The sequence below is a fragment of the Nocardioides sp. YIM 152588 genome, assembly GCF_040191335.1.
GTDB lineage: Bacteria > Actinomycetota > Actinomycetes > Propionibacteriales > Nocardioidaceae > Nocardioides.
On record NZ_JBEGDJ010000004.1, the window covers coordinates 62,071 to 86,051 of the forward strand.

Consider the following 23,981-nt stretch of genomic DNA (forward strand, 5'->3'; position numbering starts at 1 on the left):
TAGGCGACTCCGTACGCGTGCCCGATCCGCCGGGCACGCGCCGGACCGTAGATTCCCACCCGTGGGACGGCCCGGAGGCCGCGGCCACGTCCCCCGGAGGGAGGGGGACGACGCCGCAGGCGCCGGGACACGGCCCGACCCACAAGACCGAGTCGCCCACGGCGCGGGCCACCCCCTAGGGTCGGCGCCGTGGGCGGACTCGAGCAGCTCGTGCAGCAGGGCCTGATGGCCGAGGACTGGGCCGAGGCGCTGGCCCCCGTCGACGACCGGGTCGCCGCGCTGGGGACGTTCCTGCGCGCCGAGCTGGCCGCCGGGCGGCGCTACCAGCCCGCCGGGGACCGGGTGTTCCGCGCCTTCGCGCGGCCGCTGTCGGAGGTGAAGGTCCTGATCGTGGGTCAGGATCCCTACCCCAACCCGGCGCACCCGATCGGGCTCTGCTTCGCGGTGGAGGCCGGCATCCGCCCGCTGCCGCCGAGCCTGGTCAACATCTACAAGGAGCTCTCCTCCGACCTCGGCGTGACGCCGCCCGAGCACGGCGACCTGTCGGCCTGGACCGACCAGGGCGTGATGCTCCTCAACCGCGTGCTCACCGTTCGCCCCGGCGACTCCGGGTCGCACCGCGGGCAGGGCTGGGAGCACGTCACCGCGTGCGCGATCGAGGCGCTGGTACGCCGGGCCGAGGCGGGCGCGCCGATGGCGGCGATCCTGTGGGGCGCCGACGCCCGCGGCCTGGCCAAGCACCTCGGGCCGGTGCCGTACGTCGAGTCGGCGCACCCGTCCCCGCTGTCGGCGTACCGGGGGTTCTTCGGGTCGCGCCCGTTCAGCAGGGTCAACGAGCTGCTCGTCGCGCAGGGCGCGGAGCCGGTGGACTGGTCGCTGCCCGCCTGAGCGCCGGAGGCCGCTACAGCCCGACGCGGAGGACCGTGGACGACGACACCGGCGCGGCCGGCTCGGTCAGGCCGCCGAGGAAACCGGAGGCGACGGCGATCAGGAGCAGGGGCGCGAGCACGGAGCGCGGCGCGGCCCGGCCCGCCCGGCAGGCCTGGAAGTAGCCGGTCGAGCAGTACGCCGCCAGCGCGGCGAGCTGGGCGGCCGAGAAGCCGAGGGACAGCACGCGCTCGACGTCGGCGGGTCCGATCAGAAGATCGACGAGTTGCACCGACGCGGCTGCGCTGATCAGTACCCACACCGCGACCAGCCGCACGGTGCGCCCGCGGAGCACGCCGTCGGCGACCCATCGGACCACCACCACCGTGAGCGCGATCGAGGCGAGGATCCACGGCGCGCCGGATGAGCTCGGGCCCCGCACCACCAGCGCGCACACCTGGCCGGCGAGGAACAGCCAGGCCATCGCCCAAGCGGCGGTCGGGAGCCGGTCGATCGCGGGCCGCGTGTCGAGGGCCGTCATGCCCTCACCCGCCGGCGCTCGGCGGCCGGCTGCGGCCGGCGGCGTCCCGCTGTCCGGTCGGCCCTGCGCAGCAGCACCGCGCCGCCGGCCAGCAGCCCGACGAAGACCCCGAGGCCGACCCACCGCCACGGCCGGCGCGGGTCGCTCGTCCCGACCGGGGCCACGGGGTCCCGCAGCGGCTCGGCCCACAGGTCGAGCGCGAGGACCGGCGTGTTGACCTGGTCGCCGCTGCCGGCCAGGTCGATCGTCTCGACGCCGCCGTCGGTGGTGTCGACGACGTACACCTCGCGCCGGTAGTTGCCCAGCACCACGTGCGTCGCGTCCCGCCAGGCGAGGAACTCGCCGACCGGGCTGGAGTCGGGGAGGCCGATCGCGCGCGTCGCGGCGGCGGAGGTCGCTCCGACGTAGAGCCGGTCGTCGGGACCGAGGTAGGCGAACCCGGCATCACCCGGGGCGAAGGAGGCCAGCGAGACCTTCCGCGGCAGGGTCACCGTGGCCCGGTCGCCGGTCGCCGGGTCGGCGCGGAACACCCGGTGGCCCCTGGACCAGACGACGCCACTGTCGGCGTACCCGAGGGTGGGCAGCCAGTAGTGGCCCGGCTCCTCCAGCACGTGAGGGGAGCCGTCGGCCGCGTCCCAGGCGACGAAACGGTGCCCGCGGTTCCCGTTCCGGGGCCGGTCGGGCGTCTCGTAGCTGGTCAGCAGGTAGCGGGAGTCGCGGGAGAAAGCGAGGTCCGAGAAGGTCGGACGGACCCGGTCGAAGCCCGGGACCGCGAGGTCGCGCACCCTCCCGGTGGTCGTGTCCAGCACCGACCAGCCTGCCAGCGGCGCCCCGAGGCCGCCCAAGCCCTCCCGCCCGCGCGCCTTGGCGGGCCGGACCCACGCGAGCCACCGGCCGTCCGGAGACACCGCGACGCCCCCTTCCAGGCTCCAGTCGTTCGGCCAGAACCCGGCGTCCAGCCAGGACGAACGGCCGTCGAGGGCAGAGGTCCAGAAGAAGGCGAGGCGATCTCTCGAGTCGCGGAGCCCGACCGGCATGGTCCGTGTGGCGACGCCGAGGGCGGCGACCGGCTCGCGGGGCACCCTGGGCTCCGACCAGGCGCCGGGCGCGTTCACCGCGCTCGGCAGCCGCGGCTCGACCTCGGCGTCGGCAACGGCCGCGGGCGCCGACAGGCCCGAGCCGACCAGCACGACGGCGACGCCGACGAGCAGCGCGCGGAGCGGCCGCCGGCGTACGAGATCCCCACGGCCACGCAGCACGGTCGCCAGTGTGGGGCAGGCCCCGCGCGCCGGTCAGCGCATTGCCCAAAGCCGCCCACGGGAATATAGTTCAATGTTCAACCATTGGAGTGAACATGAATGCGATGCCCGCCCTCTACATCGGCCACGGCGCTCCCCCGCTGCTCGACGACCCGATCTGGTCGGGGCAGCTGGCTGCGTGGGCCTCCGACCTGCCGCGGCCGAAGGCGATCCTGATCGTCAGCGCCCACTGGGAGTCCGCCCCCGTCTCGCTCACCGCGTCCGGCGCCGACCTGGTCTACGACTTCGGCGGCTTCCACCCCAAGTACTACGCGATGACCTACCGCACCCCCGACGCCACCGCCCTGGCCAGCCGGATCGCGGCGATGATGCCGGACACCGAGCCGGTGCACCAGCACACCTCGCGCGGCCTCGACCACGGCGCCTGGGTGCCGCTGCGGATCATGTACCCCGACGCCGACATCCCGGTGCTGCAGATGTCGCTGCCCACCCACGACCCCGAGCGGCTGCTCCGGCTCGGCGAGCGCCTGCGGCCGCTGCGCGAGGAGGGCGTGCTGATCATCGGCTCCGGGTTCCTCACCCACGGCCTGCCGTTCCTCACGGAGTTCCGGATCGACGCCGCCGCCCCCGGCTGGTCGACCGACTTCGACGCCTGGGCCGGCGAGGCGCTGGCCCGCGGCGACGTGGACACGCTCGCCGCCTACCGGTCGAAGGCACCCGGGATGCCCTACGCGCACCCGACCGTGGAGCACTACAGCCCGCTCTTCGTCACCCTCGGCGCCGCCACCGACGCCGCGACCCCGGGGATCCAGGTGATCGACGGCTTCTGGATGGGCCTGTCGAAGCGGTCGCTCCAGGTCGCCTGACCCCACCACCGCGAGTCGGCAGAAACTTTCTGCCGACTCGGCACTGGGATCGGCGAGTCGGCAGAAAGTTTCTGCCGACTCGCGCACTCGGCCTCAGCGCAGCGCGTCGACCAGGCTCACCGCGCTGCTCAGCACCCGGTTGTCCTCGCGCTCGGGCGTGAAGCCGAGCCGGACCATGACCAGCCCCTCGGACGGGACGACGACGATCCACTGGCCGTCGTGGCCCTCGGCGAAGTACGCGTCGGCCGGCAGCCCCGGCTCGACCAGGGCGCCGTCCGGGGCGGCGTTGGTCCACCAGCTGCGGCCGTAGGGCTCGTCCTCGAAGCTCTCGACGTCCACCGCGGTCGCCGACTCCTCCATCCACCCCTCCGGCAGCAGCCGCTCGCCCTCCCACACGCCGTCCTGGAGGGCGAACTGGCCGATCGCCGCCCAGTCGCGCGGCGAGGCCCACAGGTACGAGCTGCAGACCGGGGTGCCGGTCGGGTCGGGCTCGAGCACGGCGCTGCCCAGGCCCAGCGGGGCGAAGACCGTCTCCCTCGGCAGGTTCGGGCCCAGCCCGGTGCGCTCGGCCAGGATGTCGCAGAGCAGCGTGGTGCTCCCCGAGGAGTACTGCAGGTAGGTGCCCGGCCGGTGCGCCAGCCCCTGGCCGGCCACGTAGGCACCCATGTCCGGCTCCAGGTAGAGCATCCGCGTGATCGGGGTGTTGAGAGCGTAGGTCTCGTCCCACTCCAGCCCGCTGGTCATCTGGAGCAGGTCGCGGACCGTGATGCCGGCCCGCTCGTCGGTCCACTCCGGGCGCAGCCCGTCCTCGTCCAGCGCGAGCTCGCCGTCGTGGACGAGCCGTCCGACGATCAGGTCGGTCACGCTCTTGGTCATCGACCAGCCCAGCTGCGGCGTGGTCGCGTCGAAGCCGTCGGCGTAGCGCTCCGCCACCAGCTCGCCGTCCTTCAGCACGACCACGGCGCGGGTGCCGAGGTCCTCCCGGTCGCTCGCGGGGAGGTCGTCGCCGAACGCCGCGGCGAGCGCCTCCGCCACCCCGGGCGGCACGTCGCCCGGCGCGGCCGCCGCGGCGTACGGGTTGGCGCCGGGGACCTCGACCGGCTCGGGCAGGTCGGGGCGCTCGTCGGCGAGGGTGCAGCCGTAGCCGGGGGCGTACCACGCGTGCTGGCGGGCGAGGGCGCCGAGGATGCTGCCGGTGGTCTCGTCGCCGTCGGCCGAGGTGCGCACCACGGGCACCAGCGGGTTCGGGGGCAGGTCGCCCTCGGGATCGCCGCGTCCGGCCACGCGGTCGAGCGCGCAGGCGTTGTGCGCGGCGTACCCGGTGCCGGTCAGCAGCAGCGGGCGCTGCCACCAGTAGGCGGCGACGAGGGCGACGACGAGGAGGGCGACGATGCCCAGGACGATCTTGCGGGACCTGCTCACCCGCGGATCGTAGTGGCGGCCGTCACAACGACCGCCCCGCCCGGGGGGGTCGAGCCCGTCGAGACCCTCAGCGCCCGCGGCGCGCGTTCAGCGCGCGGACCTCCTCGCGCAGCCCCGCCACCTCGGCCTCGAGCTCGAGGACGCGGGCCACGCCGGCCAGGTTGAGCCCCTCGGCCAGCAGCTCCCGGATGCGCCGGAGCACGGCGACGTCCTCGTCGCTGTAGAGGCGGGTCCCACCGGCGGTGCGGGCGGGGGTGACCAGGCCGCGGCGCTCGTAGACGCGCAGGTTCTGGATCTGCAGCGAGGACATCTCCGCGGCGACGGAGATCGCGAAGACCGCGCGCGTGCGCTCCATGACCCGCCACCCCCTTCCGTCCGGCACCGGCCCGTCGATCCCGACCATGCTACTTGACACGAACGGAATAGAAGATCTATATCAGTGGTTACACATTCAGTACCGCTGACCACCACCAAGGAGGACCGCCATGCTGCTGCGCACCACCGACCCGTTCCGCGACTTCGACCGCCTGACCGCCCAGCTCCTGGGTGGCTCCTCCGGCACCACCAACCGCCCGGCCGTCATGCCGCTCGACGCGTGGCGCGAGGGCGAGCGGTTCGTGCTCGAGTTCGACCTGCCGGGCGTCAGCCCCGAGAGCATCGACATCGACGTCGAGCGCAACGTGCTCACCGTCCGCGCCGAGCGCGCCAACCGCAACGGCGACTGGCAGCACCTAGCCGCCGAGCGCACGCACGGCCAGTTCACGCGCCAGCTCGTCCTCGGCGACAACCTCGACCTCGAGGGCATCGAGGCCGGCTACGAGAACGGCGTGCTGCGGCTCGTCGTGCCGATCGCCGAGCGGGCGAAGTCCCGCAAGATCGAGATCGCCGGCGTCACGCCCGCCGAGCAGCCGGTGCCGATCGAGTCCTGACCGGGCGAGCAACGCGAAGGGGGCGGCCTCCGGGCCGCCCCCTTCGTCGCGCTCACCGGCGCGGTCAGCGCACGCGGAGCCGCTTCATCAGCTTCAGGCTGGACAGCATCTGCTTCACGTAGGCGTCGTAGCCCTGGCCCGGCCGCGGCCCCATCACCTGCTTCTTCAGCACCGCGACGTTCTTGACGTCGGTGTACTTCAACAGGCCCTGGTCGCCGTGGCGCGCGCCGACGCCGGAGTTCTTCACCCCGCCCGACGGCGTGCCCTTGGAGGCGTACGCCGTGGCCAGCGCGTCGTTGATGTTGACGTTGCCGGACTCGATCCGCGCCGCCACCGCCTCGGCGCGGGCCAGGTCGGTGCCCCAGACGGAGGCGTTGAGCCCGTAGTCGGTGTCGTTGGCGAGCTTGATCGCCTCGTCCACGGTCCGGTAGCGGTGCAGCGCGACCACCGGCCCGAAGGTCTCGGTGCAGCCGGCCTTCATGTCGGTGGTGACCCCCTCCAGCACCGTCGGCTCGAAGAACGCGGGCCCGATGTCGGGGCGCGCGCGGCCGCCGGTCAGCACCGTCGCGCCCTTGGCGACCGCGTCCTCCACGTGGGAGGCGACGCGGTCGCGGTGGTCGGCCGAGACCAGCGAGCCGATCTCCGGGCCGAAGTCGTACGCCGCCCCGATCCGCAGGTGCGCGGCCCGCTCGACGAAGGCGTCCCTGAGCTCGTCGTACCGGCTGTCGGGCAGGTAGATCCGCTCGATGTGCATGCAGATCTGGCCGGTGTTGCCGAAGACGCCGAAGGTGGTGCCCTCGACCCACTCCTCGACGTTGACGTCGTCCAGGACGATCATCGGGTTCTTGCCGCCGAGCTCGAGGCAGCAGCCGATGAGGTTGCGCCCGGCGCGCTCACCGATCACCCGGCCGGTCGCGGTGGAGCCGGTGAACATGATGTAGTCCGCGTTGTCGATGAGCGTCGGCCCGACGTCCGGCCCCTCGCCGCAGACCACCTGGAAGAGGCCCTCGGGCAGGCCGGCCTCCTCGAGCAGCGCGATGCCGTAGAGCGGGGAGAGCGCCGTCTTGTTGTCGGGCTTGACCACCACCGCGTTGCCGGCCATCAACGCCGGGATGGCGTCGGAGAGGCCCGTCGCGAACGGGAAGTTCCACGGCGCGATGATCCCGACGACGCCCTTGGGGACGTGCACCTCCGTGGAGGTGGAGACGAACGGCACCGGGCCACCGCGCTTGACCGGGGCCAGCACCTTCGGCGCGCGCCGCAGGTAGTGGCTGATCACCATCGGCGGGTCGCAGGTCTCCTCGATCGCCATCCGCCGGTTCTTGCCGCTCTCGGCCTGGATCAGGTCGGCGGTGGTGTGCGCGTTGTCGACCAGCAGGGCGTGGGCGCGGTCGAAGACCTCCAGGCGCCGCTCGAGCGGCCACTGCGCCCACAGCCGCTGGGCGGCACGGGCCTTCGCGAAGGCCACCTCGATGTCCTCGGGCGTGGACTGCGGCAGCTCGACGAGCACCTCGCCGGAGTAGACCTCGGTGAGCTTCCAGGTGGCGCCGCCGGAGCCGGGGACGCGGGCGACGAGGCGCTCGAGGAGCTCGTCGGTCAGGCTCGCGGGGCGCGCGGGGCCGCTCACACCCGCCCCAGGATGAAGTCGACGGCGCGCTCGCCGATCATGTAGCAGGGCGCGTTGGTGTTGCCGCCGGTGATCGACGGCATGATCGAGGCGTCCGCGACCCGCAGGCCCTCGACGCCGCGGACCTTGAGGTCGGGGCCGACCACGGCCCGCTCGTCCACGCCCATCCGGCAGGTGCCGACGCCGTGGTAGACCGAGATGGAGCGCTGCTTCATCGCGACCCGCAGGTCCTTGCCGTTGGCGAGCTCGGGGCCGGGGTGGATCTCGGCCTTCACACCGCCGCCGAACGCGGCGCCGGCCATGATCTCGCGGATCATCTCGCTGCCCTGGGCGAGCACCTCGGCATCGTCGGGGTGGGTCTGGTAGCCGTAGTCGATCAACGGGGCGACCGTGGCGTCGGCGGAGGCGAGCCGGATGGTTCCGCGGCTCTTCGGGTAGATCAGCGTGGAGAAGACGGTCAGCCCGGGGCGCGGGTCGGGCATGTGCCGGACCGGCTCGTCGGTCGGGGGGCTCGGGTAGATCCACGGCAGCGCGTGGAGCTGGATGTCCGGGATGCCCTCGGCCAGCGAGCTGCGCACGAAGCCGACCGACTCGAAGACGGAGTCGTCGAGGAACGAGCCGCCGATGGTCCAGTCGCGGAGCACGCCCTTGGCGAAGGTCCACGGGTTGCCCTGGAACTCCACCGACGGGACGTGGAACGACATCGGGTGGAACATGTGGTCGTGCAGGTTGTCGCCGACCGGCAGGTCCGCGACCACGTCGATGCCGAGGCTGGCCAGGTGCTCGGCGGGGCCGACACCGGAGACCATGAGCAGCTGCGGGGAGTTGATGAAACCGGCGCTGAGGATGACCTCCTTGGCGGCCCGGATCATCCGGCGGGTGCCGCCCTTCTTGCCCTGGTCGAGGACCTCGACGCCGGTGGCGCGGCCGTTCTCAATGACGACACGGGTGGCCAGCACCTCGGTCTGCAGCTCGAGGGTCGGCGGGTTGAGGTGGTGCACGTAGCCGCGGGAGGAGGAGTAGCGCAGTCCGTCGGCGACGTTCTGCTGCATCCGGGCGATGCCCTCCTGCTCGGCGGCGTTGTAGTCGTCGAGGATCTTGACGCCGAGCGTGTCGGCGGTCGCCTGGATGAACTGGAGCGTCGCCTCCTGCGGCTTCCTCTTGCGGCCGATCTTGATCGGGCCGCCGGCGCCTCGGTACTCGTTCTCGCCGTCCTCGAAGTCCTCGTACCGCTTGAACGCCGGGTTCACGTCGTCGGCCGACCAGCCGGCGTTGCCCTCGGCGGCCCAGGAGTCGTAGTTGGCGCGGTTGCCGCGGACATAGACCATGCCGTTGACCGAGGAGGAGCCGCCGACGACCTTGCCGCGCGGGACCGGCATCCGGCGGCCGTCGAGGCCGGGCTGCGGGACCGAGCGGTAGCCCCAGTCGAACTTCGCCTCGAGGCTGGGCTCGGAGTGCATCGGGCCGATCATGCCGGGCTTCTTGGTGAAGTAGCCGTGCATGCCCTTGTCGTCGGACTTGCCGGCCTCGAGCAGGATCACGCTGGCGCCGGACTCGGCCAGCCGGCCGGCGATGATCGATCCGGAGCTGCCCGAGCCGACGACGACGTAGTCGGCCTCGTTGCTGTACGGCGCGCGCTTGGCCATGTGCTGTCCCATCCTCGTCGACCGGGTCCCCCGCGGGCCCACTATGAGCCCCGTCACTGTAACGCGTTCTACTTTAGACGTACATGTCTCAGATCCGCACGAAAGTCTTTCGCTTCGCGGACGGTGGGAATCGCGGGCGGCGGGACCGGTCGGCGGGCGCGCGCCGCCGCCGTCAGATGACGTCGCGGCGACGGAAGCCGGCGAAGGCGACGGCGACCAGCGCGGCCGCGATGAGGCACAGCCAGCCCAGGCTGGCCCAGCTCGGGTCGGGCGCGGTGACGTTGGGGACGTGGCGGAGCGGGCTGATGTCGAGGGCCCAGTCGGGCAGGTTGAAGGTCGGCCCGAGCAGCGTGAGCCCGAAGGTCGCGATCACGCCGACCCAGGCCGCGAGCCGGACCACTGGGCGGGCGCCGACCACCGCGAGCGCGATCCCGACCAGGACCCACACGGCCGGGATCGTGACGACCGCCTGGCGGATGACGTCGCCGGTGGCGATGGTGTCGTCGCGGCCGTGGGCGACCAGGCCGAGCGTGGTGCCGGCGATGACCATCGCGAGCGCCGGGCCGACCAGCGCGATGATCGCGTTCGAGGCCAGGTACGTGTGCCGCCGCAGCGAGGCGGCCAGCAGCGGCTCGACGCGGAAGTCGATCTCCTCGGCGTAGACCGCCAGCGCCACCTGGACGCCCATGACCGCGGCGATGATGGCGATGATCTGCAGGATCGTGGCCAGGAACGCGAACGTCAGGTCGGAGGCGCTGGCCGCGCCGGAGGCGAGGATCCGGGCCACGCCGGGGTTGTCGGTGATGATGTCGCCGATCGAGGTGGCCAGGGTGCCGAAGAGCAGCCCGAGGCCGGCGAACGCGATCAGCCAGGCGATCGTGGAGCCGGCGTTGAGCTTCAGCGCCAGGCCCCACACGTTGCCCGCGAGGCCCGCCTCCGCGGGGCCGGGCCGCTGGGCGACCATGCCCTGGCCGAAGTCCCGGCGCTCCTGCAGGGCGAACGCGGTCGCCACCAGCAGCACCGCGAGGGCCACGGCCAGCAGCAGCGGCCACGGGTCGTCGTCGATGGCCGGCCCGGCCTTCTCGAGCCACCCGAACGGGGTGAGCCAGGTGACCCAGTCGGCGGCGCTGGAGGTGTCGATGTAGCCGCGCAGCACGTAGAAGACGCCGAGCGTGCCGATCCCGATGCTGGACGCGGTGCGGGCGTCCGACCCGAGCTGGGCGGCGATCGCGGCGACGCCGGTGAAGACCAGCCCCGACGCGGTGAAGGAGGCGGACAGGATCGCGGTGGCGGTGATCCCGCCGCCGCAGGCGATGGTGACCAGGAAGCAGACGACGCCGATCGCGATCGACCCGATCGTGGCCATCGCCACCGCGACCGCGAGCCGGGAGCCGCGGGCGATGACGCCCGAGGCGATCAGCTCCGCCTGCCCGGAGTCCTCGTTGGCCCGGCTGTTGCGGACCACCGTCAGGACCGCCATCAGCCCGGCGAAGAACGCCCCGAGCTGGCCGGCGCGCCAGGCGTTGAAGCCGTCCGCGGTCATCAGGTCCCGGGCCGGCCCGAAGATCAGGGACAGCGCGGGGTTGGCGCCCAGCGAGGTCGACAGCGCGACGCGGTCGGACTGGTCGGGGAAGATCCAGGCGTAGGCCAGGATCGAGGACGCCGAGAGCGCCGAGATCAGCACGACCCAGGGGGCGATGTTGCGGACGTCCTGGTGCATCGAGACCTTGAGCAGCGGACGGAAGCCGACCAGCCCGCCGCCCCGGCGGGTGCGGCGGGCGCCCGCGGCGCCGGGAGCGGCCGTGGCGGCGCTCACCTCGCCACCCCCTCGACCTCGCCGGCGGGGGCCCGGCCGTCGGTGTCGTAGTGCCGCAGGAACAGGTCCTCCAGCGAGGCCGGCGACACGGTCAGGTGCGACATCCGGTGCGGCACCAGCTCGGCCATCGCGGCGTTGACCCGGTCGGGCTCGACGGTCGCGGTGAGCCGGTGGTGCTCGTCGAGGACGGCGTCGTGCAGCACGCTGAGCGCGTCCAGGTCCGCCGGCGGGTCGGCCAGCGTGGCGGTGATGGTGACCCGGGACTGCCCGCGCAGCTCCTCCAGGGTGCCGGTCTGCACGATCCGGCCCTGCCGGATGATGCTGACCCGGTCGGCCAGGGCCTCGACCTCGCTCATGATGTGACTGGAGAGCAGGATCGTCTTGCCGGCCTCCTTCTCCTTGCCGACCTCGTCCTGGAAGACCGCCTCCATCAGCGGATCCAGGCCCGAGGTGGGCTCGTCGAGGATCAGGAGCTCCACGTCGGCGGCCAGGGCGGCGATGATCGCGACCTTCTGCCGGTTGCCCTTGGAGTACTGCCGGCCGCGCTTCTTGGGGTCCAGCTCGAAGCGCTCGATCAGCTCGTCGCGGCGACGCTTGTCCAGGCCCCCGCGCAGGTTGCCGAGCAGGTCGATCGCCTCGCCGCCGGACAACCCCGGCCACAGCACCACGTCGCCGGGGACGTAGGCCAGGCGCCGGTGGAGCTCGACCACCTCGCGCCACGGGTCGCCGCCGAGCAGCTCGACCGAGCCGCCGTTGGCGCGCAGCAGGCCGAGCAGCACCCGGATGGTGGTGGACTTGCCGGCGCCGTTGGGGCCGAGGAAGCCGTGCACCTCGCCGCGGGCGACCTCGAGGTCCAGGCCGTCCAGGGCCTTGAACGAGCCGAACTTCTTGACCAGCCCCTGCGTGCGCAGGGCGGGTTCGGGGGTGGTGCTCATGGCGTCGTGATCCTTCCGGGGAGTGGGTCCACTGGTCAGTCGCTGGCGAGATCGTCGCGCAGGTAGCGGGTCAGGGTCGGGGTGACGAGCCGGGCCAGCCGGTCCGCCGAGGCGCTGGCCAGCGGCTCGACGCCGATCACCCGGCGCAGCAGCGCCAGGCCGAGGATCTGGCTGGCGACGAGCGCGACCCGGAGGTCGGCGTCGGGCGCGTCGGGGTCCTCCAGGAGCGCGCGGGCCACGACCCGGAACAGGTTCGTGCCGGCGTACTCGCGGACCAGGTCGGTGGCCGCCGGGTCCGCGACGACCTGCCGGAGGAACCCGGCGAGGGCGGCCCCGGTCTCCGGGGAGTCCCAGAGCCGGAGCACGGTCCGCGCCAGCAGGGCGGCCGGCTCGCCGTCGGCGTCGGACGTCAGCGCGCCGAGCACCTGCTCGGGGTCGAACGGGAAGTCGACGGCCGCACGGAAGAGCTGCTCCTTGGTGCCGAAGTAGTGGTGCACCAGCGCGGGGTCGACGGCCGCCTCGGCCGCCACCGCGCGGATCGTGGTCCCCGCGAAGCCGCGCTCGGCGAACAGCCCCCGCGCGGCGGCGAGGATCCGCGCGCTGGTCTCGGCGCGCCCCGGCCGCCGGCCGGCCCGGCTCGCGGTGCTGTCCTCGGCCATCGGAGCGCCTTCCCTCAATTCAACGGACGTTGAATTACAGCGTAGGCCCGGACCGGACGCGGCGGCAAGCCCCTGCCCAGGTCGCGGTGCCGGGGGCCGGGGGCGGGGTGGGATGATGCGCGCATGCAGATCCTGTCGGTGCAGTCCTCGGTCGCCTTCGGCCACGTCGGCAACTCCGCGGCGGTCTTCCCGCTGCAGCGCCTCGGCCACGAGGTCTGGCCGGTCTTCACCGTGCACTTCTCCAACCACACCGGGTACGGCGCCTGGCGCGGCCCGCTGCTGGACCCGGCCGACGTGCGCGAGGTCGTCATCGGCATCGAGGAGCGCGGCGCGTTCGCGAGCGTCGACGCCGTGCTCTCCGGCTACCAGGGCTCCCCCGAGATCGCCGACGTGATCCTGGACGCCGTCGCCCGGGTCAAGGCCGCCAACCCCGCGGCGACCTACACCTGCGACCCGGTGATGGGCAACGCCAAGTCCGGCTGCTTCGTGAACCCCGCGATCCCGCCGATCATCTGCGAGAAGGTCGTGCCCGCCGCCGACATCGTCACGCCGAACCAGTTCGAGCTCGGCTTCATCACCGGCCACGACTCGCTGGGGGAACCCTCCCCGCTGGCCGCCATCCTGGAGGCCGCCGACGAGGTCCGCGCCCTGGGCCCCTCCACGGTGCTGATCACCTCCGTCGACCGGGACGACACCCCGGAGGACGAGATCGAGATGATCGCCGTCACCGGCGACGGCGCCTGGTCGGTGCGCACCCCGCGGCTGCCGCTCAAGGCCAACGGCTCCGGCGACGTCACCGCCGCCCTCTTCACCGCCCACCTGCACACCACCGGCTCGCCCGCCGACGCGCTGGGCAGGACCGCCGCGTCGATCTTCGGCGTGCTGGAGGAGACGCTGGCCTCGGGCCACCGCGAGCTGCAGATCATCGCGGCCCAGGAGGTCATCGCGAACCCGCCGGCGCGGTTCGAGGTCGCGCAGGTCCGCTGACCCGACGCTCGGGTACCCCCGCGACGGCTCTACCATGGCCGTGCGCCTCCGAAGGACGCGCAGGCCGCGTTAGCTCAGTTGGCAGAGCGTTCGTCTTGTAAACGAAATGTCGCGAGTTCGACTCTCGCACGCGGCTCCACCAACGGCCAGGATCCGTCGGGGCCCCCTCCTACCGTCCCGGCATGCGCACCTGCCGGCGATGCGGCGCCGACCTGACGAAGCCTTCGCAGAAGGTGTTCTGCGGCACGGAGTGCCACCAGGCGTTCGCACGGGCAGAGCGAGTCGCGGCGTGGCTCCGGACCGGGGCGGCCAGCACCTCAAGCCTGCCCGGCCACTACATTCGCGAGCACATCGCGGGCGAGCAGGACGGGCGCTGCGCGCTCTGCGGGATCACGGCCGAGTGGCAGGCCAGGCCGCTCGTCTTCATCCTCGACCACGTCGATGGCGACTCCACCAACAACGCGCGCGACAACCTGCGCCTCGTCTGCCCGAACTGCGACTCCCAGCTGCCCACCTTCAAGGCGCGCAACCGCGGCAACGGCCGGCACATGCGGCGCGCCCGGTACGCCGCCGGCGACTCGTACTGACGCCGTGAGTCCGCCACGTCGGCGGGCACGGCTAGCCTCGGCCCCGTGGACCTGCCCGTGATGCCGCCCGTCCAGCCGATGCTCGCCAAGGCCGTCAAGGGCGTGCCCGACCCGGCGGGGCTCGACGAGCGCGGGCTGTCGTTCGAGCCGAAGTGGGACGGCTTCCGGTGCCTGGTGTTCAAGGACGGCGACGAGGTGGAGCTGGCCAGCCGGAACACGAAGCCGCTGACGCGGTACTTCCCCGAGCTCGTCGCCGCGGCCCGCGAGCAGCTGCCCGAGCGGTGCGTGCTGGACGGCGAGATCTTCGTGGCGATGGATCGTCGCGACGGCAAGGGGCGCCTGGAGTTCGAGGTGCTGCAGGAGCGGATCCACCCGGCCGCGTCGCGGATCAGCCTGCTCGCCGAGCAGACGCCGGCCAGCTTCGTCGCCTTCGACCTGCTGGCGCTCGGCGACGAGTCGTACGTCGACCGGCCGTTCCACGAGCGGCGCGCGGCGCTGGAGTCGGCGCTGGGCCACCTCGACGCGAGCGGGCCGTGCCACCTGACCCGGACCAGCACCGACCCGGCCGTGGCCGAGGAGTGGTTCCACGTCTTCGAGGGCGCCGGCCTCGACGGGGTGATCGCGAAGCCGATGAGCGCGCCGTACTCCCCCGGCGCCCGCACGATGCTGAAGATCAAGCACGAGCGCACCGCGGACGTGGTGCTCGCCGGGTATCGCGAGCACAAGACCAGCACCCCGGAGGCGCCGCTGATCGGCAGCCTCCTGCTGGGCCTGTACGACGGCGGCGAGCTGCAGCACGTCGGGGTCAGCGCCTCGTTCACCGCCGCCCGCCGCGCCGAGCTCTGGACGGAGCTGCAGGAGCTGGTGGTGCCGATCGAGGAGCACCCGTGGGGCCGCTGGCAGGAGTTCCTCATCGCCAATCCGGGCCGTCAGCCGGGCACCCAGAGCCGGTGGAGCCAGGGCAAGGACCTGTCGTTCACGCCGCTGCGCCCCGAGCGCGTGCTCGAGGTCAAGTACGACGCGATGGAGGGGCGTCGGTTCCGCCACACCGCCCACTTCAAGCGCTGGCGGCCCGACCGCGACCCCGAGTCCTGCGGCTACGACCAGCTGGAGCAGCCCGTGCGCTACGACCTCGCGGACGTGCTCGGCGGGTGACGCTTCGCGCACCCTCACCGTTGGGGGTTTGCGCCGCCCGCCGAGGGTGTAGGACTGAGACATGGACACGGGATCGGAGAAGACCGGCGGCGCCGCCGGGGGCAACGGCGAGGGCGAGGACTACGACGTCGTGCTGTTGGTCGAGCAGGAGCTCACCGACACCGACGCCCGACAGGTCCGGTCGCTCCACGAGGGCCTGGACGTCGGCGTGACCTACCACGTGCTGCTGCCGATGACGGACGCCGCGGCGGCCGTCGAGGCCTCGCTCGGCGCGATGGGCGGGACGCCGATGATGGCGCCCACCGAGATGGTGGACCCCGGCGAGATCGCGGAGCTGCGCGAGGAGTACCACGAGCAGGCCGAGGAGGAGCTGACCGGCAGCATCGCCGCGCTGACCAAGGCCGGCGCCACCATCGGCAGCCAGACCGTCGTCGAGGGCTCCCCGATCGACGCGCTGATCGACGCGGTCAAGCGGGTCGACGGCCGGGAGGCGATCATCCTCACCCGGCCCCACCTGGTGGCCGAGTTCTTCCACCTCGACTGGACCCACCGGGCCCGCCGCAAGCTCGGCGTGCCCGTGCTGCACCTCCTCGAGCACGAGACGTTCGACGAGCAGGCCGGCGGCGGCGAGGGGATCGAGATCCTCTAGCCCCGCTGGTGGTCTCGGTGGGATGTGAGCCCCGCCGGTGGCGCACGCCGTCCACCGCACTACCCGGCCGTCCGCGTCGCCTTCAGCCCGCCGCAACGGGCTGGAAGCACCGTCAACGACCGACCAGAGCTCCTGGTCGCCGGCGCCGGCCTCCCGAGGGCGCGCCTCAGCCCTCGCGCAGCGTCTCCACCACGATGTCCAGGTGCCCCGCGTGCCGCGCGTACTCCGCCACCACGTGGAAGCAGATCCACTCCAGCGTCGGCGGGTCCTCGCGGAACCGGCCGCCGAGCGCGGCGGGGGTGTCGAGCGGGACCGAGCACAGCAGGGCGCCGGTCCACTCGCCGAGCTCCCGCAGCCGCCGGGCCAGCTCCTCCGCGCCCACCGACGCAGCCACCGCCCACCGGGCGCCGCCCTCCTCGGCCGCCGACGGGTCGGCGACGTTCCAGTCGCCCCACGGCTCATCGACGGCCTGGCCGAGGAAGCCCCAGACGAACCACCGCTGCTCCATGTGCAGGACGTGGTTGAGCAGCTCGATCGGCGTCCAGCCCGACGCCACGGTCGTGGTCCGGCGCTGCTCCTCCGACAGCGCGAGCACGCCGGAGACCAGGTCCTCGCGCAGCCAGTCCAGGTAGCCGGCCCAGCGCTCGCCGCCGCCCGCCGCGGACGGCTCCGGCTCCCGGCTGCCCGGCGTACGCCTCCGACGTTCCTCGACCACGATCGAACGATAGGCCTGCCCAACCGGGTTCCGCAGTGCAAGGATGCCGCCAACGTGACCCGCGTCACATGTCCGGGTCGACCGCGAGGCCCCACCGCCAGGAGACGCCCATGCCGACCGACCAGCGCACCCTCTGCACGGCCTTCCAGCACACCGCGGCCCAGCGCCCGTCCGGCGTCGCCCTGCGCACGCCCGACGGCGGCGTCGAGATCACCTGGGCGCAGTACGCGGCCCGGGTCCGCGACGTCGCCGCCGGCCTCGCCGCGCTCGGCGTCGCCCACGGCGACGCCGTCGGGATCATGCTGACCAACCGGCCGGAGTTCCACGTCGTCGACACCGGCGCCCTGCACGCCGGCGCCACGCCGTTCTCGATCTACAACACGCTGGCCACCGAGCAGATCGCCTACCTCTTCGAGAACGCCGGCAACAGGGTCGTCGTCACCGAGCGGCAGTTCCTCGACCGGCTGCGGCAGGCCAACGCGGGCGGCCAGGTCGAGCACTTCGTGGTCGTCGACGCCGAGGACGCCGGCGAGATCGAGGGCGCGATGAGCCTCGCCGACCTGGAGGCCGCCGGCAGCCCGGACTTCGACTTCGAGGCGTCCTGGCGGGGCGTCCGGCCCTCCGACGTGCTGACCCTCATCTACACCTCCGGCACCACCGGCCCGCCCAAGGGCGTGGAGCTCACCCACGCGAACCTGATGGCGGAGATGGACGCGCTGGAGGGCTACTTCCCGCTCACCCTCGACGACTCGCTGGTCTCCTACCTGCCCGACGCACACATCGCGAACCGCTGGGGCGCCCACTACAGCAACCTGCGCTACGGCATCCAGATCACCACGGTCGACGACCCCAAGCAGCTGATCGCCGCGCTGCCAGCCGTCCGCCCGACGTCCTTCGGGGCGGTGCCCGCGGTCTGGTACAAGATCAAGGCCGGCATCGAGGCCGCCCTGGCCGCCGAGCCGGACGAGCGCAAGCGCAAGATCGCCGCCTGGGCGCTCTCGACCGGCACGAGGGTCGCCTGGCTCCGGTCGGACGGCAAGCGGGTCCCGCTCACCCTCCGGGCGCAGTACGCCGTCGCCGACCGTGTCGTGCTCAGCAAGCTGCGCGAGCGGATGGGCCTGGACCGGGTCCGGGTCGCGGCGACCGGCGCCTCGGCGATCGCACCCGACGCCCTCGCCTTCATGCTCGGGCTCGGCATCCCGGTCCTGGAGGTGTGGGGCATGTCCGAGACCTCCGCCGTGGTGACGATGAACCCGCCCGGCGCGATCCGCATCGGCACCGTCGGCAAGGTCGTGCCGGGCGGCACCGAGATCATGATCGCGGAGGACGGCGAGCTGCTCGTCCGCGGGCCGCTGGTGATGCGCGGCTACCGCAACGACCGCAAGCGCACCGAGCTGGCCATCGACGGTGACGGCTGGATGCACACCGGCGACATCGCCACCATCGACGAGGACGGCTACGTCCGGATCGTCGACCGGAAGAAGGAGCTGATCATCAGCTCCGCCGGCAAGAACATGTCGCCGCAGAACATCGAGGGCGCGGTCAAGGTCGCCTGCCCGCTGGTGCTGAGCGTGGTCGCGGTCGGCGACGACCGGCCCTACGTCACCGCGCTGCTGACCCTCGACCCCGACGCGGCGGCGCTCTTCGCCGAGAAGGCCGGCCTGGCCGACGCCTCCCCCGCCGCGCTCGCGGAGCACCCCGACGTGATCGCCTACGTCCAGACCGGCATCGACGAGGCCAACGACCGGCTCTCGCGGGTCGAGCAGATCAAGCGGTTCAGGATCCTGCCGACCGTGTGGGAGCCCGGCGGCGAGGAGCTGACGCCGACGATGAAGCTCAAGCGGCGCCCCATCGCCGAGAAGTACGCCGCGGAGATCGACGAGCTCTACGCCTGACCGGGCGGACGCTCAGGTCCCCTCGATCCGGTTGCCGTCCTCGTCCCAGTGCTCGGCGACCTTCTTGGAGGGCTGCACCCGCGGCGGCTCGCCGGGCATCTTCGGGTAGTCGGGCGGGAAGTTCAGCTCGCCCTCGCCGTCGGCGACCTGGGCCTCCCAGAGGTCCAGCAGCGGTTGCAGCGAGAACGACTCGTCGTCGATACCGGCCCACGGGTCCCCGTCGGCCACCCGGTCGGGGACGGTGAACAGGTTGAGCGTGCGCGGGTCGCGCAGGTCGGCCAGCTCCTCCCACGTGACCGGGGTGGAGACCGGCGCACCCGGCTTCGGCCGCAGCGAGTACGCCGAGGCGATCGTGCGGTCGCGGTTGTTCTGGTTGAAGTCCACGAAGATCCGCTCCCCGCGCTCCTCCTTCCACCACGCCGTCGTCACCTGGTCGTCGCGCTTCGCCAGCTCGCGGCCCAGCCCGATCGCGGCGTGCCGGACGTCGACGAACTCCCAGCGCGGCTCGATCCGCACGTAGACGTGCACCCCGCGGTTGCCGGAGGTCTTCACGAAGCCGGTGATGCCGAGCTCGGCCAGCAGCTCCCGTACGACGCCCGCGACCCGAACCGCGTCCCCGAACCCGGTCCCGGGCTGCGGGTCGAGGTCGATCCGCAGCTCGTCGGGCCGGTCCAGCGTGCCGGGGTCGTCGGTCCGGCGTACCGGCCAGGGGTGGAAGGTCAGCGTGCCCATGTGCGCGCACCACACCGGGACGGCGATCTCGGTCGGGCAGATCTCCGCGGCGTGCCGCCCCGAGGGGAAGGTGATCTCGACCGACTCCAGGTAGTCGGGCGCGCCCTTCGGCACCCGCTTCTGGTAGAACGCCTCGGCGTCGCGGTCCTGCGGCCCGGTGGCGAGCTGGAACCCCTCGCGGACGCCCGAGGGCCAGCGCTCCAGCGCGGTCGGCCGGTCGCGCAGCGCGCGCATCAGACCGTCCTCGACGGAGGCGAAGTACTCGGCGACCATCAGCTTGGTCACCTCGCCGGTGGCGTCGGTGGCCTCGTAGATCACCCGGTCCGGGCTGGAGACCCGCACCTCGCGGTCGCCTGCCTGGACGGTCGCCGCAGGGGTCTTGGCCATGGGGCGAGGCTAGCCGCACCGGCGAACCGAAAGTGGGCACGACGGGGCCGCGGCCGGGGCTAGGCTGCCGAGCCACCGAGGGCATGGGGGTGCTGCACATGGTGGACAGGAGCCGGATGGGGCCGGACCGACCTCACTCGTTCGACGCGATGTGGGGCCAGAGCCGGCGCACACATCCGGTGACGACCGGCGCCGCGTTCCTGTTGGTCGGCTTCGTGGCCGTCTCGGCGGCGGTCGCCGCCGTCCGCGGCGACGAACCGCAGCCGCCGGACCCCGGTTGGACGGACGCGCCGGGTGCGGAGTGGCGCGTGGCCGAACCGTTCGCCGGATCCTTCGCCCCGCCGTACGGCTCCGGCACCCTCGCCCTCGCGGGCGACGTCTGGAGAGCCGACGCGGACACCCCGGACGCGGACATGACGGCCGTCCTGTGGCGGGCTCCGCTCACCGCGGAGACGGTCGACGTGCGGTGCGACGAGGGCGCCGCGTGGCTCAGCCGGGCGCAGGAGCACCTGGCTCCGGAGGTGGCCACCGCACCCGTCGACGCCGACGCCGTCGCACGCCGCTGCCGCTCGCGGTGGGACCGCGGCGAGGAGCGGAACGATGCCGACCGCGTCCTCGGCGCCAGGACCGCCAGCGCGGACGGCTTCGACTACGGCGCGTCCCTCGAGCTGGTCGACAACGGCAAGGGACCCCGACTGGTCGCGGTCTCCTACGTCGTGTCCGCCGGCTGAGCCGCTCCGGAGCGGATCAGGCGTCCTTGGGCTCCAGCGTCAGGCTGATCGAGTTGATGCAGTACCGGTCGCCCGTCGGGGTGCCGTAGCCGTCGGGGAAGACGTGGCCCAGGTGCGAGCCGCAGTTCGCGCAGCGCACCTCGACCCGCTTCATGCCGTGGCTGGTGTCCTCGAGGTACTCGATGGTGTCGGTGATCGGCTGGTAGAAGCTCGGCCACCCGCACCCGGAGTGGAACTTGGTGTCCGACTGGAACAGCTCGGCCTGGCAGGCCTTGCAGCGGTAGACGCCCGTGGTCTCGGTGTCGGTGTACTCACCGGTGAAGGCCCGCTCGGTGCCGGCCTGGCGGAGCACCTGGTACTCCTGCGCGGACAGCTCCTCGCGCCACTCCGCGTCCGTCTTGTCGACGTTGTAACCCATGCGGGAGAGGCTACCCGCGCACGCACGGGCGACGCCCATCCTCAGGCGACGTCCTCCCACTCGGGGAGGGGCGCGACCAGCTCCGCCGGGGGCGACTCGATCCGGACCGGGGCGCTCCAGTCGGAGTAGGTGAAGTCGACGGCGCCGGGCACCCCGCGGAACTTCAGGCGGATGCGCTGCAGCAGGTTCGCGTCGTCGACCCAGACCCGGTAGGCCACGGGCGGCACCTCCCACTCCTCGATGCCGAACTCCTGGGCGTAGTACCAGGCGCCGACCGAGACGGCGTAGCGGTGGAGCCGCTCGCCCCGCCTGGTCTCGGGACCCTCGTAGAGGACGGCGTTGATGGCGAGCCCGAGGTCGGCCAGCTGGGCCTCCGGCGTGAGCTCCAGCGCGTCCCCGAGGTCCTCCTCGAGCATCTCCTGCGGGACCAGGTAGTAGACGTCCTCGCCGGGGAACTGCAGGTAGCCGGAGCCGTCGACGTAGGTGACCTCGTTGGCGTACTCGCCAGCGGTGGTCACCCGGACCGCGCCCTCGTCGTCATCGGTGGCCAGCCGCATCTCGACGCCCACGGCCGACCCGTCCAGGAGCTTCCCGGCGACCCGCACGCTCGACTCGGCGCCGAAGGCGTCGGTGAGCGTGGGGACGAAGTTCCCGAACACCAGCGGCTCGTAGCCGCCGGCCGCCTCGGATGACGCGACCTCGGCCGGCGCCCCGGCGGCGGTCGCCGTCGCCTCGCCGGGCGCGGCGCGCCACCCGCCGTCCTCGAACCCGCAGCCGGCGACGGGCACGACGAGTCCCGCGGCCGCGACGATCCCCATGATCCGTCTCAGCATCGGCGCAGGCTATCGGCCGACCGACCGCCGTGCAGGAGGTGGGGTCAGGGCAGGTAGGCGAGCACCTCGGCGGCGTCCACGCGCCGACCGGTGTAGAACGGCACCTCCTCGCGCACGTGGCGGCGGGTCTCCGAGCCGCGCAGGTGGCGCATCAGGTCGACGATCCGGGTCAGGTCGTCGGCCTCGAAGGCGAGGATCCACTCGTAGTCGCCGAGCGCGAAGCTGGGCACGGTGTTGGCCCGCACGTCGGGGTAGCCGCGCGCCATCTGGCCGTGCTCGGCGAGCAGGCGGCGGCGCTCGCCGTCCTCCAGCAGGTACCACTCGTAGGAGCGGACGAACGGGTAGACGGCGACGTAGTCGTGCACCCGCTCGTCGGCGAGGAACGCCGGCAGGTGGCTGCGGTTGAACTCGGCCGGCCGGTGCAGCGCCATCTGCGACCAGACCGGCGCGAGCCGCGAGCCGAAGGCGGTACGCCGCAGCCGGTGGTAGGCGTCCTGCAGCAGGGTGCTGTCGGCGGCGTGCCACCAGACCATCAGGTCGGCGTCGGCGCGCAGGCCGGCGACGTCGTACAGGCCACGGACGACGACGTCGGACTCGGCGAGGTCGGCGAGCAGCTGCTCGAGCTCGGCGAGCTCGGCCTTCCGCTCGACCTCGGCGTCGGGGCCGAAGGGCCGCTCGAGCCTGAAGACCGACCACATCGTGAAGCGGATGGTGTCGTTGAGCTCGTTGATCTTGGCCGCGTTGCTCTTGATGTGGGCCTGCGGGTCCGTGCTGTCCGGGGTGCCGGGGGCGTCGCTCATGCCCCCATTCTGCCCGGCCCCGCCGCCAGGTCCACGTCGGCGTGACGCGACCTAGGTCACCCGTCCGCGGCGTCGTCCTCGGCGGCGATCAGCTCCGCGGCCGCGCGCCTCGCCGAGGCGATGACGGCGGGGATGCCGACCCCGTCGTACGCCGCGCCGCAGACCGCCACGCCGGGCACCGCGGCCACGGCGTCGCGGATCCGGGCGACGCGGTCGAGGTGGCCGACGGCGTACTGGGGCAGGCCGCCGCCCCAGCGGGTGACGAGGGCGTCGACCGGCCCGGCGCGCAGGCCGGTGGCCTCCGCGAGGTCGGCCAGCGCGACGTCGACGAGCTCGCCGTCGTCGACCTGGAGCGAGGACTCCTCCCCGACGCGGCCGAGCGAGGTGCGCAGCACCAGCAGGTCGCCCTCGGGGGTGGCGCCGCCGGCGCGGACCCAGTCCCACTTCGCGAAGGAGAAGGTGGCCGCCTTGACCCGGCGACCGTCCACCGGCGGCACCAGGAAGCCCGCGGCGCCGACGTCGAGCGCGGCGCGGACCCCGGGGTCGTCGGCACGGAAGGCGAAGGTGACCAGCGCGGTCGAGGCGTAGTCGATGGCGGCCAGCTCCTCGGCGGCGACCGGGGCGAGGTCGGCCAGCAGCCGCCCGGTCGGCGCGGCCGGCGTGGCCAGCACCACCGCGGCGGCCTGCTCGGAGCGGTCGCCGTCGGCGGTGCTCACGGTGACCGAGAACCCGGCGCGGGTACGCCGCAGGCCGGTGACCATGGCGCCGGTCAGGACCTCGACCAGGCCGGTCTCCTCGAGCGCGTGGCGCAGCTCGGCGGGCAGTCGCCACATGCCGCCGGGGATGCCGGCGAAGATCGGGCCGGCCGCGCTGGCCGGCGGCGCGGCGCCGGCCTGGGCGGTGATCGAGCCGCGCAGGGCGAGGTCGAGGAGCGGCGGGATCGCGGCGCGCACCGAGATCTCCCGCGCGCGCCCGGCGTAGACGCCGCCGAGCAGCGGCTCGACGAGCCGGTCGGTCACCTCCGCGCCGTACCGGGCGTCCACCAGGTCGCCGACCGAGACGTCGGCGTCGTCGGCGAGCGCCGTGGCGGGCAGGTCGGGCTCGCGGCGGGCGAGCTCGAGGCCGGCGTCGCTGAGCACGCCGGAGGAGGCCAGCTGGGCGAGGTCGAGCGGCGCCCCCATCAGGGTGCGCGGCAGCGGCCGCAGCGCGCCCCGGGTCCAGACCCGGGAGGTCGCGCCGGTCGGGCGCACCATCCCCAGGCCGAGCTCCTTGACCAGCCCGACGCCCTCCGGGCGCCGGTTGACCACGGCCTCGGCGCCGACGTCGAGGGTGATGCCGGCGACCTCGCCGCGGCGGAGCTTGCCGCCGACGACGGCGCTCCCCTCGAGCAGCAGCACCTGCCGCCCGGCGGCCGCGAGCTCGCGCGCGGCGACCAGGCCCGCGATGCCACCGCCGACGACCACGACCCGTTGTTGCACGCGCCCACTCTCCCATCCGGCTTCGCCGCTCCCGTGGGAAGGTGAGC

24 protein-coding genes and 1 tRNA gene are annotated in these 23,981 nt (G+C 73.2%); 10 read left to right on the top strand and 15 right to left on the bottom strand.

Annotated elements, in window-relative coordinates; translation table 11 throughout:
• Positions 1 to 225 precede the first annotated feature (225 nt).
• Positions 226 to 888 (top strand): uracil-DNA glycosylase, encoded by a 663-nt coding sequence (locus ABLM29_RS03835; protein WP_349712613.1) that lies wholly within the window; start codon positions 226 to 228, stop codon positions 886 to 888.
• Positions 889 to 901: 13 nt separating this feature from the next.
• On the opposite strand, the gene ABLM29_RS03840 is transcribed toward ABLM29_RS03835, so the two are convergent.
• Both ABLM29_RS03840 and ABLM29_RS03845 read right to left on the bottom strand, forming a co-directional pair.
• On the bottom strand, positions 902 to 1,408 hold the full coding sequence (locus ABLM29_RS03840; RefSeq protein WP_349712506.1) for a hypothetical protein: 507 nt from the start codon (positions 1,406 to 1,408) through the stop codon (positions 902 to 904).
• Positions 1,405 to 2,667 carry an NHL repeat-containing protein gene (locus tag ABLM29_RS03845; protein WP_349712508.1) on the bottom strand — a complete coding sequence of 421 codons (1,263 nt, stop codon included), beginning with the start codon at positions 2,665 to 2,667 and terminating at the stop codon, positions 1,405 to 1,407. The genes ABLM29_RS03840 and ABLM29_RS03845 overlap by 4 nt, the downstream gene beginning before the upstream one ends.
• 104 nt (positions 2,668 to 2,771) lie before the next feature.
• On the opposite strand from ABLM29_RS03845, the gene ABLM29_RS03850 reads away from it, so the two are divergent.
• Entirely contained in the window at positions 2,772 to 3,533 is a 762-nt protein-coding gene (locus tag ABLM29_RS03850) for a dioxygenase family protein (RefSeq protein WP_349712509.1), read from the top strand.
• Between the two features lie 93 nt (positions 3,534 to 3,626).
• Here the strand turns inward: ABLM29_RS03850 and ABLM29_RS03855 are convergent, their stop codons facing one another.
• Together ABLM29_RS03855 and ABLM29_RS03860 are read right to left on the bottom strand one after the other, a co-directional pair.
• Positions 3,627 to 4,955 carry a serine hydrolase domain-containing protein gene (locus tag ABLM29_RS03855; protein ID WP_349712510.1) on the bottom strand — a complete coding sequence of 443 codons (1,329 nt, stop codon included), beginning with the start codon at positions 4,953 to 4,955 and terminating at the stop codon, positions 3,627 to 3,629.
• Between the two features lie 67 nt (positions 4,956 to 5,022).
• Positions 5,023 to 5,310, bottom strand: coding sequence for a MerR family transcriptional regulator (locus ABLM29_RS03860; protein ID WP_349712511.1), 288 nt, complete (start codon positions 5,308 to 5,310; stop codon positions 5,023 to 5,025).
• Positions 5,311 to 5,440: 130 nt separating this feature from the next.
• Here ABLM29_RS03860 and ABLM29_RS03865 point away from each other — a divergent pair, with 130 nt between their 5' ends.
• Entirely contained in the window at positions 5,441 to 5,884 is a 444-nt protein-coding gene (locus ABLM29_RS03865) for an Hsp20/alpha crystallin family protein (protein WP_349712512.1), read from the top strand.
• Between the two features lie 64 nt (positions 5,885 to 5,948).
• Here the strand turns inward: ABLM29_RS03865 and ABLM29_RS03870 are convergent, their stop codons facing one another.
• From ABLM29_RS03870 to ABLM29_RS03890, 5 genes are all read right to left on the bottom strand, one after another.
• Positions 5,949 to 7,511, bottom strand: a complete 1,563-nt coding sequence (locus ABLM29_RS03870) for a succinic semialdehyde dehydrogenase (RefSeq protein WP_349712513.1) — start codon at positions 7,509 to 7,511, stop codon at positions 5,949 to 5,951.
• Positions 7,508 to 9,157 carry a GMC family oxidoreductase gene (locus ABLM29_RS03875; RefSeq protein ID WP_349712515.1) on the bottom strand — a complete coding sequence of 550 codons (1,650 nt, stop codon included), beginning with the start codon at positions 9,155 to 9,157 and terminating at the stop codon, positions 7,508 to 7,510. The genes ABLM29_RS03870 and ABLM29_RS03875 overlap by 4 nt, the downstream gene beginning before the upstream one ends.
• Positions 9,158 to 9,329: 172 nt before the next feature.
• The gene (locus ABLM29_RS03880; protein ID WP_349712516.1) at positions 9,330 to 10,973 is read right to left on the bottom strand and encodes an ABC transporter permease; all 1,644 of its coding nucleotides are present in this window, start codon (positions 10,971 to 10,973) and stop codon (positions 9,330 to 9,332) included.
• The gene (locus ABLM29_RS03885; RefSeq protein WP_349712518.1) at positions 10,970 to 11,908 is read right to left on the bottom strand and encodes an ABC transporter ATP-binding protein; all 939 of its coding nucleotides are present in this window, start codon (positions 11,906 to 11,908) and stop codon (positions 10,970 to 10,972) included. The genes ABLM29_RS03880 and ABLM29_RS03885 overlap by 4 nt, the downstream gene beginning before the upstream one ends.
• A 35-nt stretch (positions 11,909 to 11,943) precedes the next feature.
• A complete protein-coding gene (locus tag ABLM29_RS03890) occupies positions 11,944 to 12,567 on the bottom strand; it encodes a TetR/AcrR family transcriptional regulator (RefSeq protein ID WP_349712519.1) in 624 nt (207 codons plus the stop codon).
• 123 nt (positions 12,568 to 12,690) lie between these two features.
• On the opposite strand from ABLM29_RS03890, the gene pdxY reads away from it, so the two are divergent.
• The 5 genes from pdxY to ABLM29_RS03915 all read left to right on the top strand — a co-directional run bounded on the left by pdxY (position 12,691) and on the right by ABLM29_RS03915 (position 15,945).
• Positions 12,691 to 13,554, top strand: a complete 864-nt coding sequence (gene pdxY / locus ABLM29_RS03895; protein WP_349712521.1) for a pyridoxal kinase PdxY — start codon at positions 12,691 to 12,693, stop codon at positions 13,552 to 13,554.
• A 63-nt stretch (positions 13,555 to 13,617) separates the two neighbouring features.
• Positions 13,618 to 13,693 (top strand) — tRNA-Thr (locus ABLM29_RS03900).
• Between the two features lie 43 nt (positions 13,694 to 13,736).
• On the top strand, positions 13,737 to 14,141 hold the full coding sequence (locus ABLM29_RS03905) for an HNH endonuclease signature motif containing protein (RefSeq protein ID WP_349712522.1): 405 nt from the start codon (positions 13,737 to 13,739) through the stop codon (positions 14,139 to 14,141).
• Between the two features lie 45 nt (positions 14,142 to 14,186).
• Positions 14,187 to 15,296, top strand: coding sequence for an ATP-dependent DNA ligase (locus ABLM29_RS03910; protein WP_349712524.1), 1,110 nt, complete (start codon positions 14,187 to 14,189; stop codon positions 15,294 to 15,296).
• Between the two features lie 61 nt (positions 15,297 to 15,357).
• Entirely contained in the window at positions 15,358 to 15,945 is a 588-nt protein-coding gene (locus ABLM29_RS03915; RefSeq protein WP_349712525.1) for a hypothetical protein, read from the top strand.
• Between the two features lie 166 nt (positions 15,946 to 16,111).
• Here ABLM29_RS03915 and ABLM29_RS03920 read toward each other — a convergent pair whose 3' ends face one another.
• The gene (locus ABLM29_RS03920) at positions 16,112 to 16,660 is read right to left on the bottom strand and encodes a mycothiol transferase (protein WP_349712526.1); all 549 of its coding nucleotides are present in this window, start codon (positions 16,658 to 16,660) and stop codon (positions 16,112 to 16,114) included.
• 110 nt (positions 16,661 to 16,770) lie between these two features.
• On the opposite strand from ABLM29_RS03920, the gene ABLM29_RS03925 reads away from it, so the two are divergent.
• A complete protein-coding gene (locus ABLM29_RS03925; protein ID WP_349712528.1) occupies positions 16,771 to 18,555 on the top strand; it encodes an AMP-dependent synthetase/ligase in 1,785 nt (594 codons plus the stop codon).
• A 12-nt stretch (positions 18,556 to 18,567) separates the two neighbouring features.
• On the opposite strand, the gene ABLM29_RS03930 is transcribed toward ABLM29_RS03925, so the two are convergent.
• Complete coding sequence (locus ABLM29_RS03930) at positions 18,568 to 19,674, bottom strand: DNA polymerase domain-containing protein (protein WP_349712529.1); 1,107 nt, start codon at positions 19,672 to 19,674, stop codon at positions 18,568 to 18,570.
• A gap of 179 nt (positions 19,675 to 19,853) precedes the next feature.
• Here ABLM29_RS03930 and ABLM29_RS03935 point away from each other — a divergent pair, with 179 nt between their 5' ends.
• A complete protein-coding gene (locus ABLM29_RS03935; RefSeq protein ID WP_349712530.1) occupies positions 19,854 to 20,405 on the top strand; it encodes a hypothetical protein in 552 nt (183 codons plus the stop codon).
• A gap of 16 nt (positions 20,406 to 20,421) precedes the next feature.
• On the opposite strand, the gene msrB is transcribed toward ABLM29_RS03935, so the two are convergent.
• From msrB to hemG, 4 genes are read right to left on the bottom strand one after another with little or no spacing between them, the layout of a single operon-like run.
• Positions 20,422 to 20,823: a peptide-methionine (R)-S-oxide reductase MsrB gene (gene msrB / locus ABLM29_RS03940; protein ID WP_349712531.1), complete on the bottom strand. Its 402-nt coding sequence runs from the start codon at positions 20,821 to 20,823 to the stop codon at positions 20,422 to 20,424.
• 41 nt (positions 20,824 to 20,864) lie between these two features.
• Positions 20,865 to 21,656 (bottom strand): hypothetical protein, encoded by a 792-nt coding sequence (locus ABLM29_RS03945; protein ID WP_349712532.1) that lies wholly within the window; start codon positions 21,654 to 21,656, stop codon positions 20,865 to 20,867.
• Between the two features lie 44 nt (positions 21,657 to 21,700).
• A complete protein-coding gene (gene hemQ / locus ABLM29_RS03950) occupies positions 21,701 to 22,456 on the bottom strand; it encodes a hydrogen peroxide-dependent heme synthase (protein ID WP_349712533.1) in 756 nt (251 codons plus the stop codon).
• Between the two features lie 56 nt (positions 22,457 to 22,512).
• Positions 22,513 to 23,934 (bottom strand): protoporphyrinogen oxidase, encoded by a 1,422-nt coding sequence (gene hemG, locus ABLM29_RS03955; RefSeq protein WP_349712534.1) that lies wholly within the window; start codon positions 23,932 to 23,934, stop codon positions 22,513 to 22,515.
• Between the last annotated feature and the right edge of the window lie 47 nt (positions 23,935 to 23,981).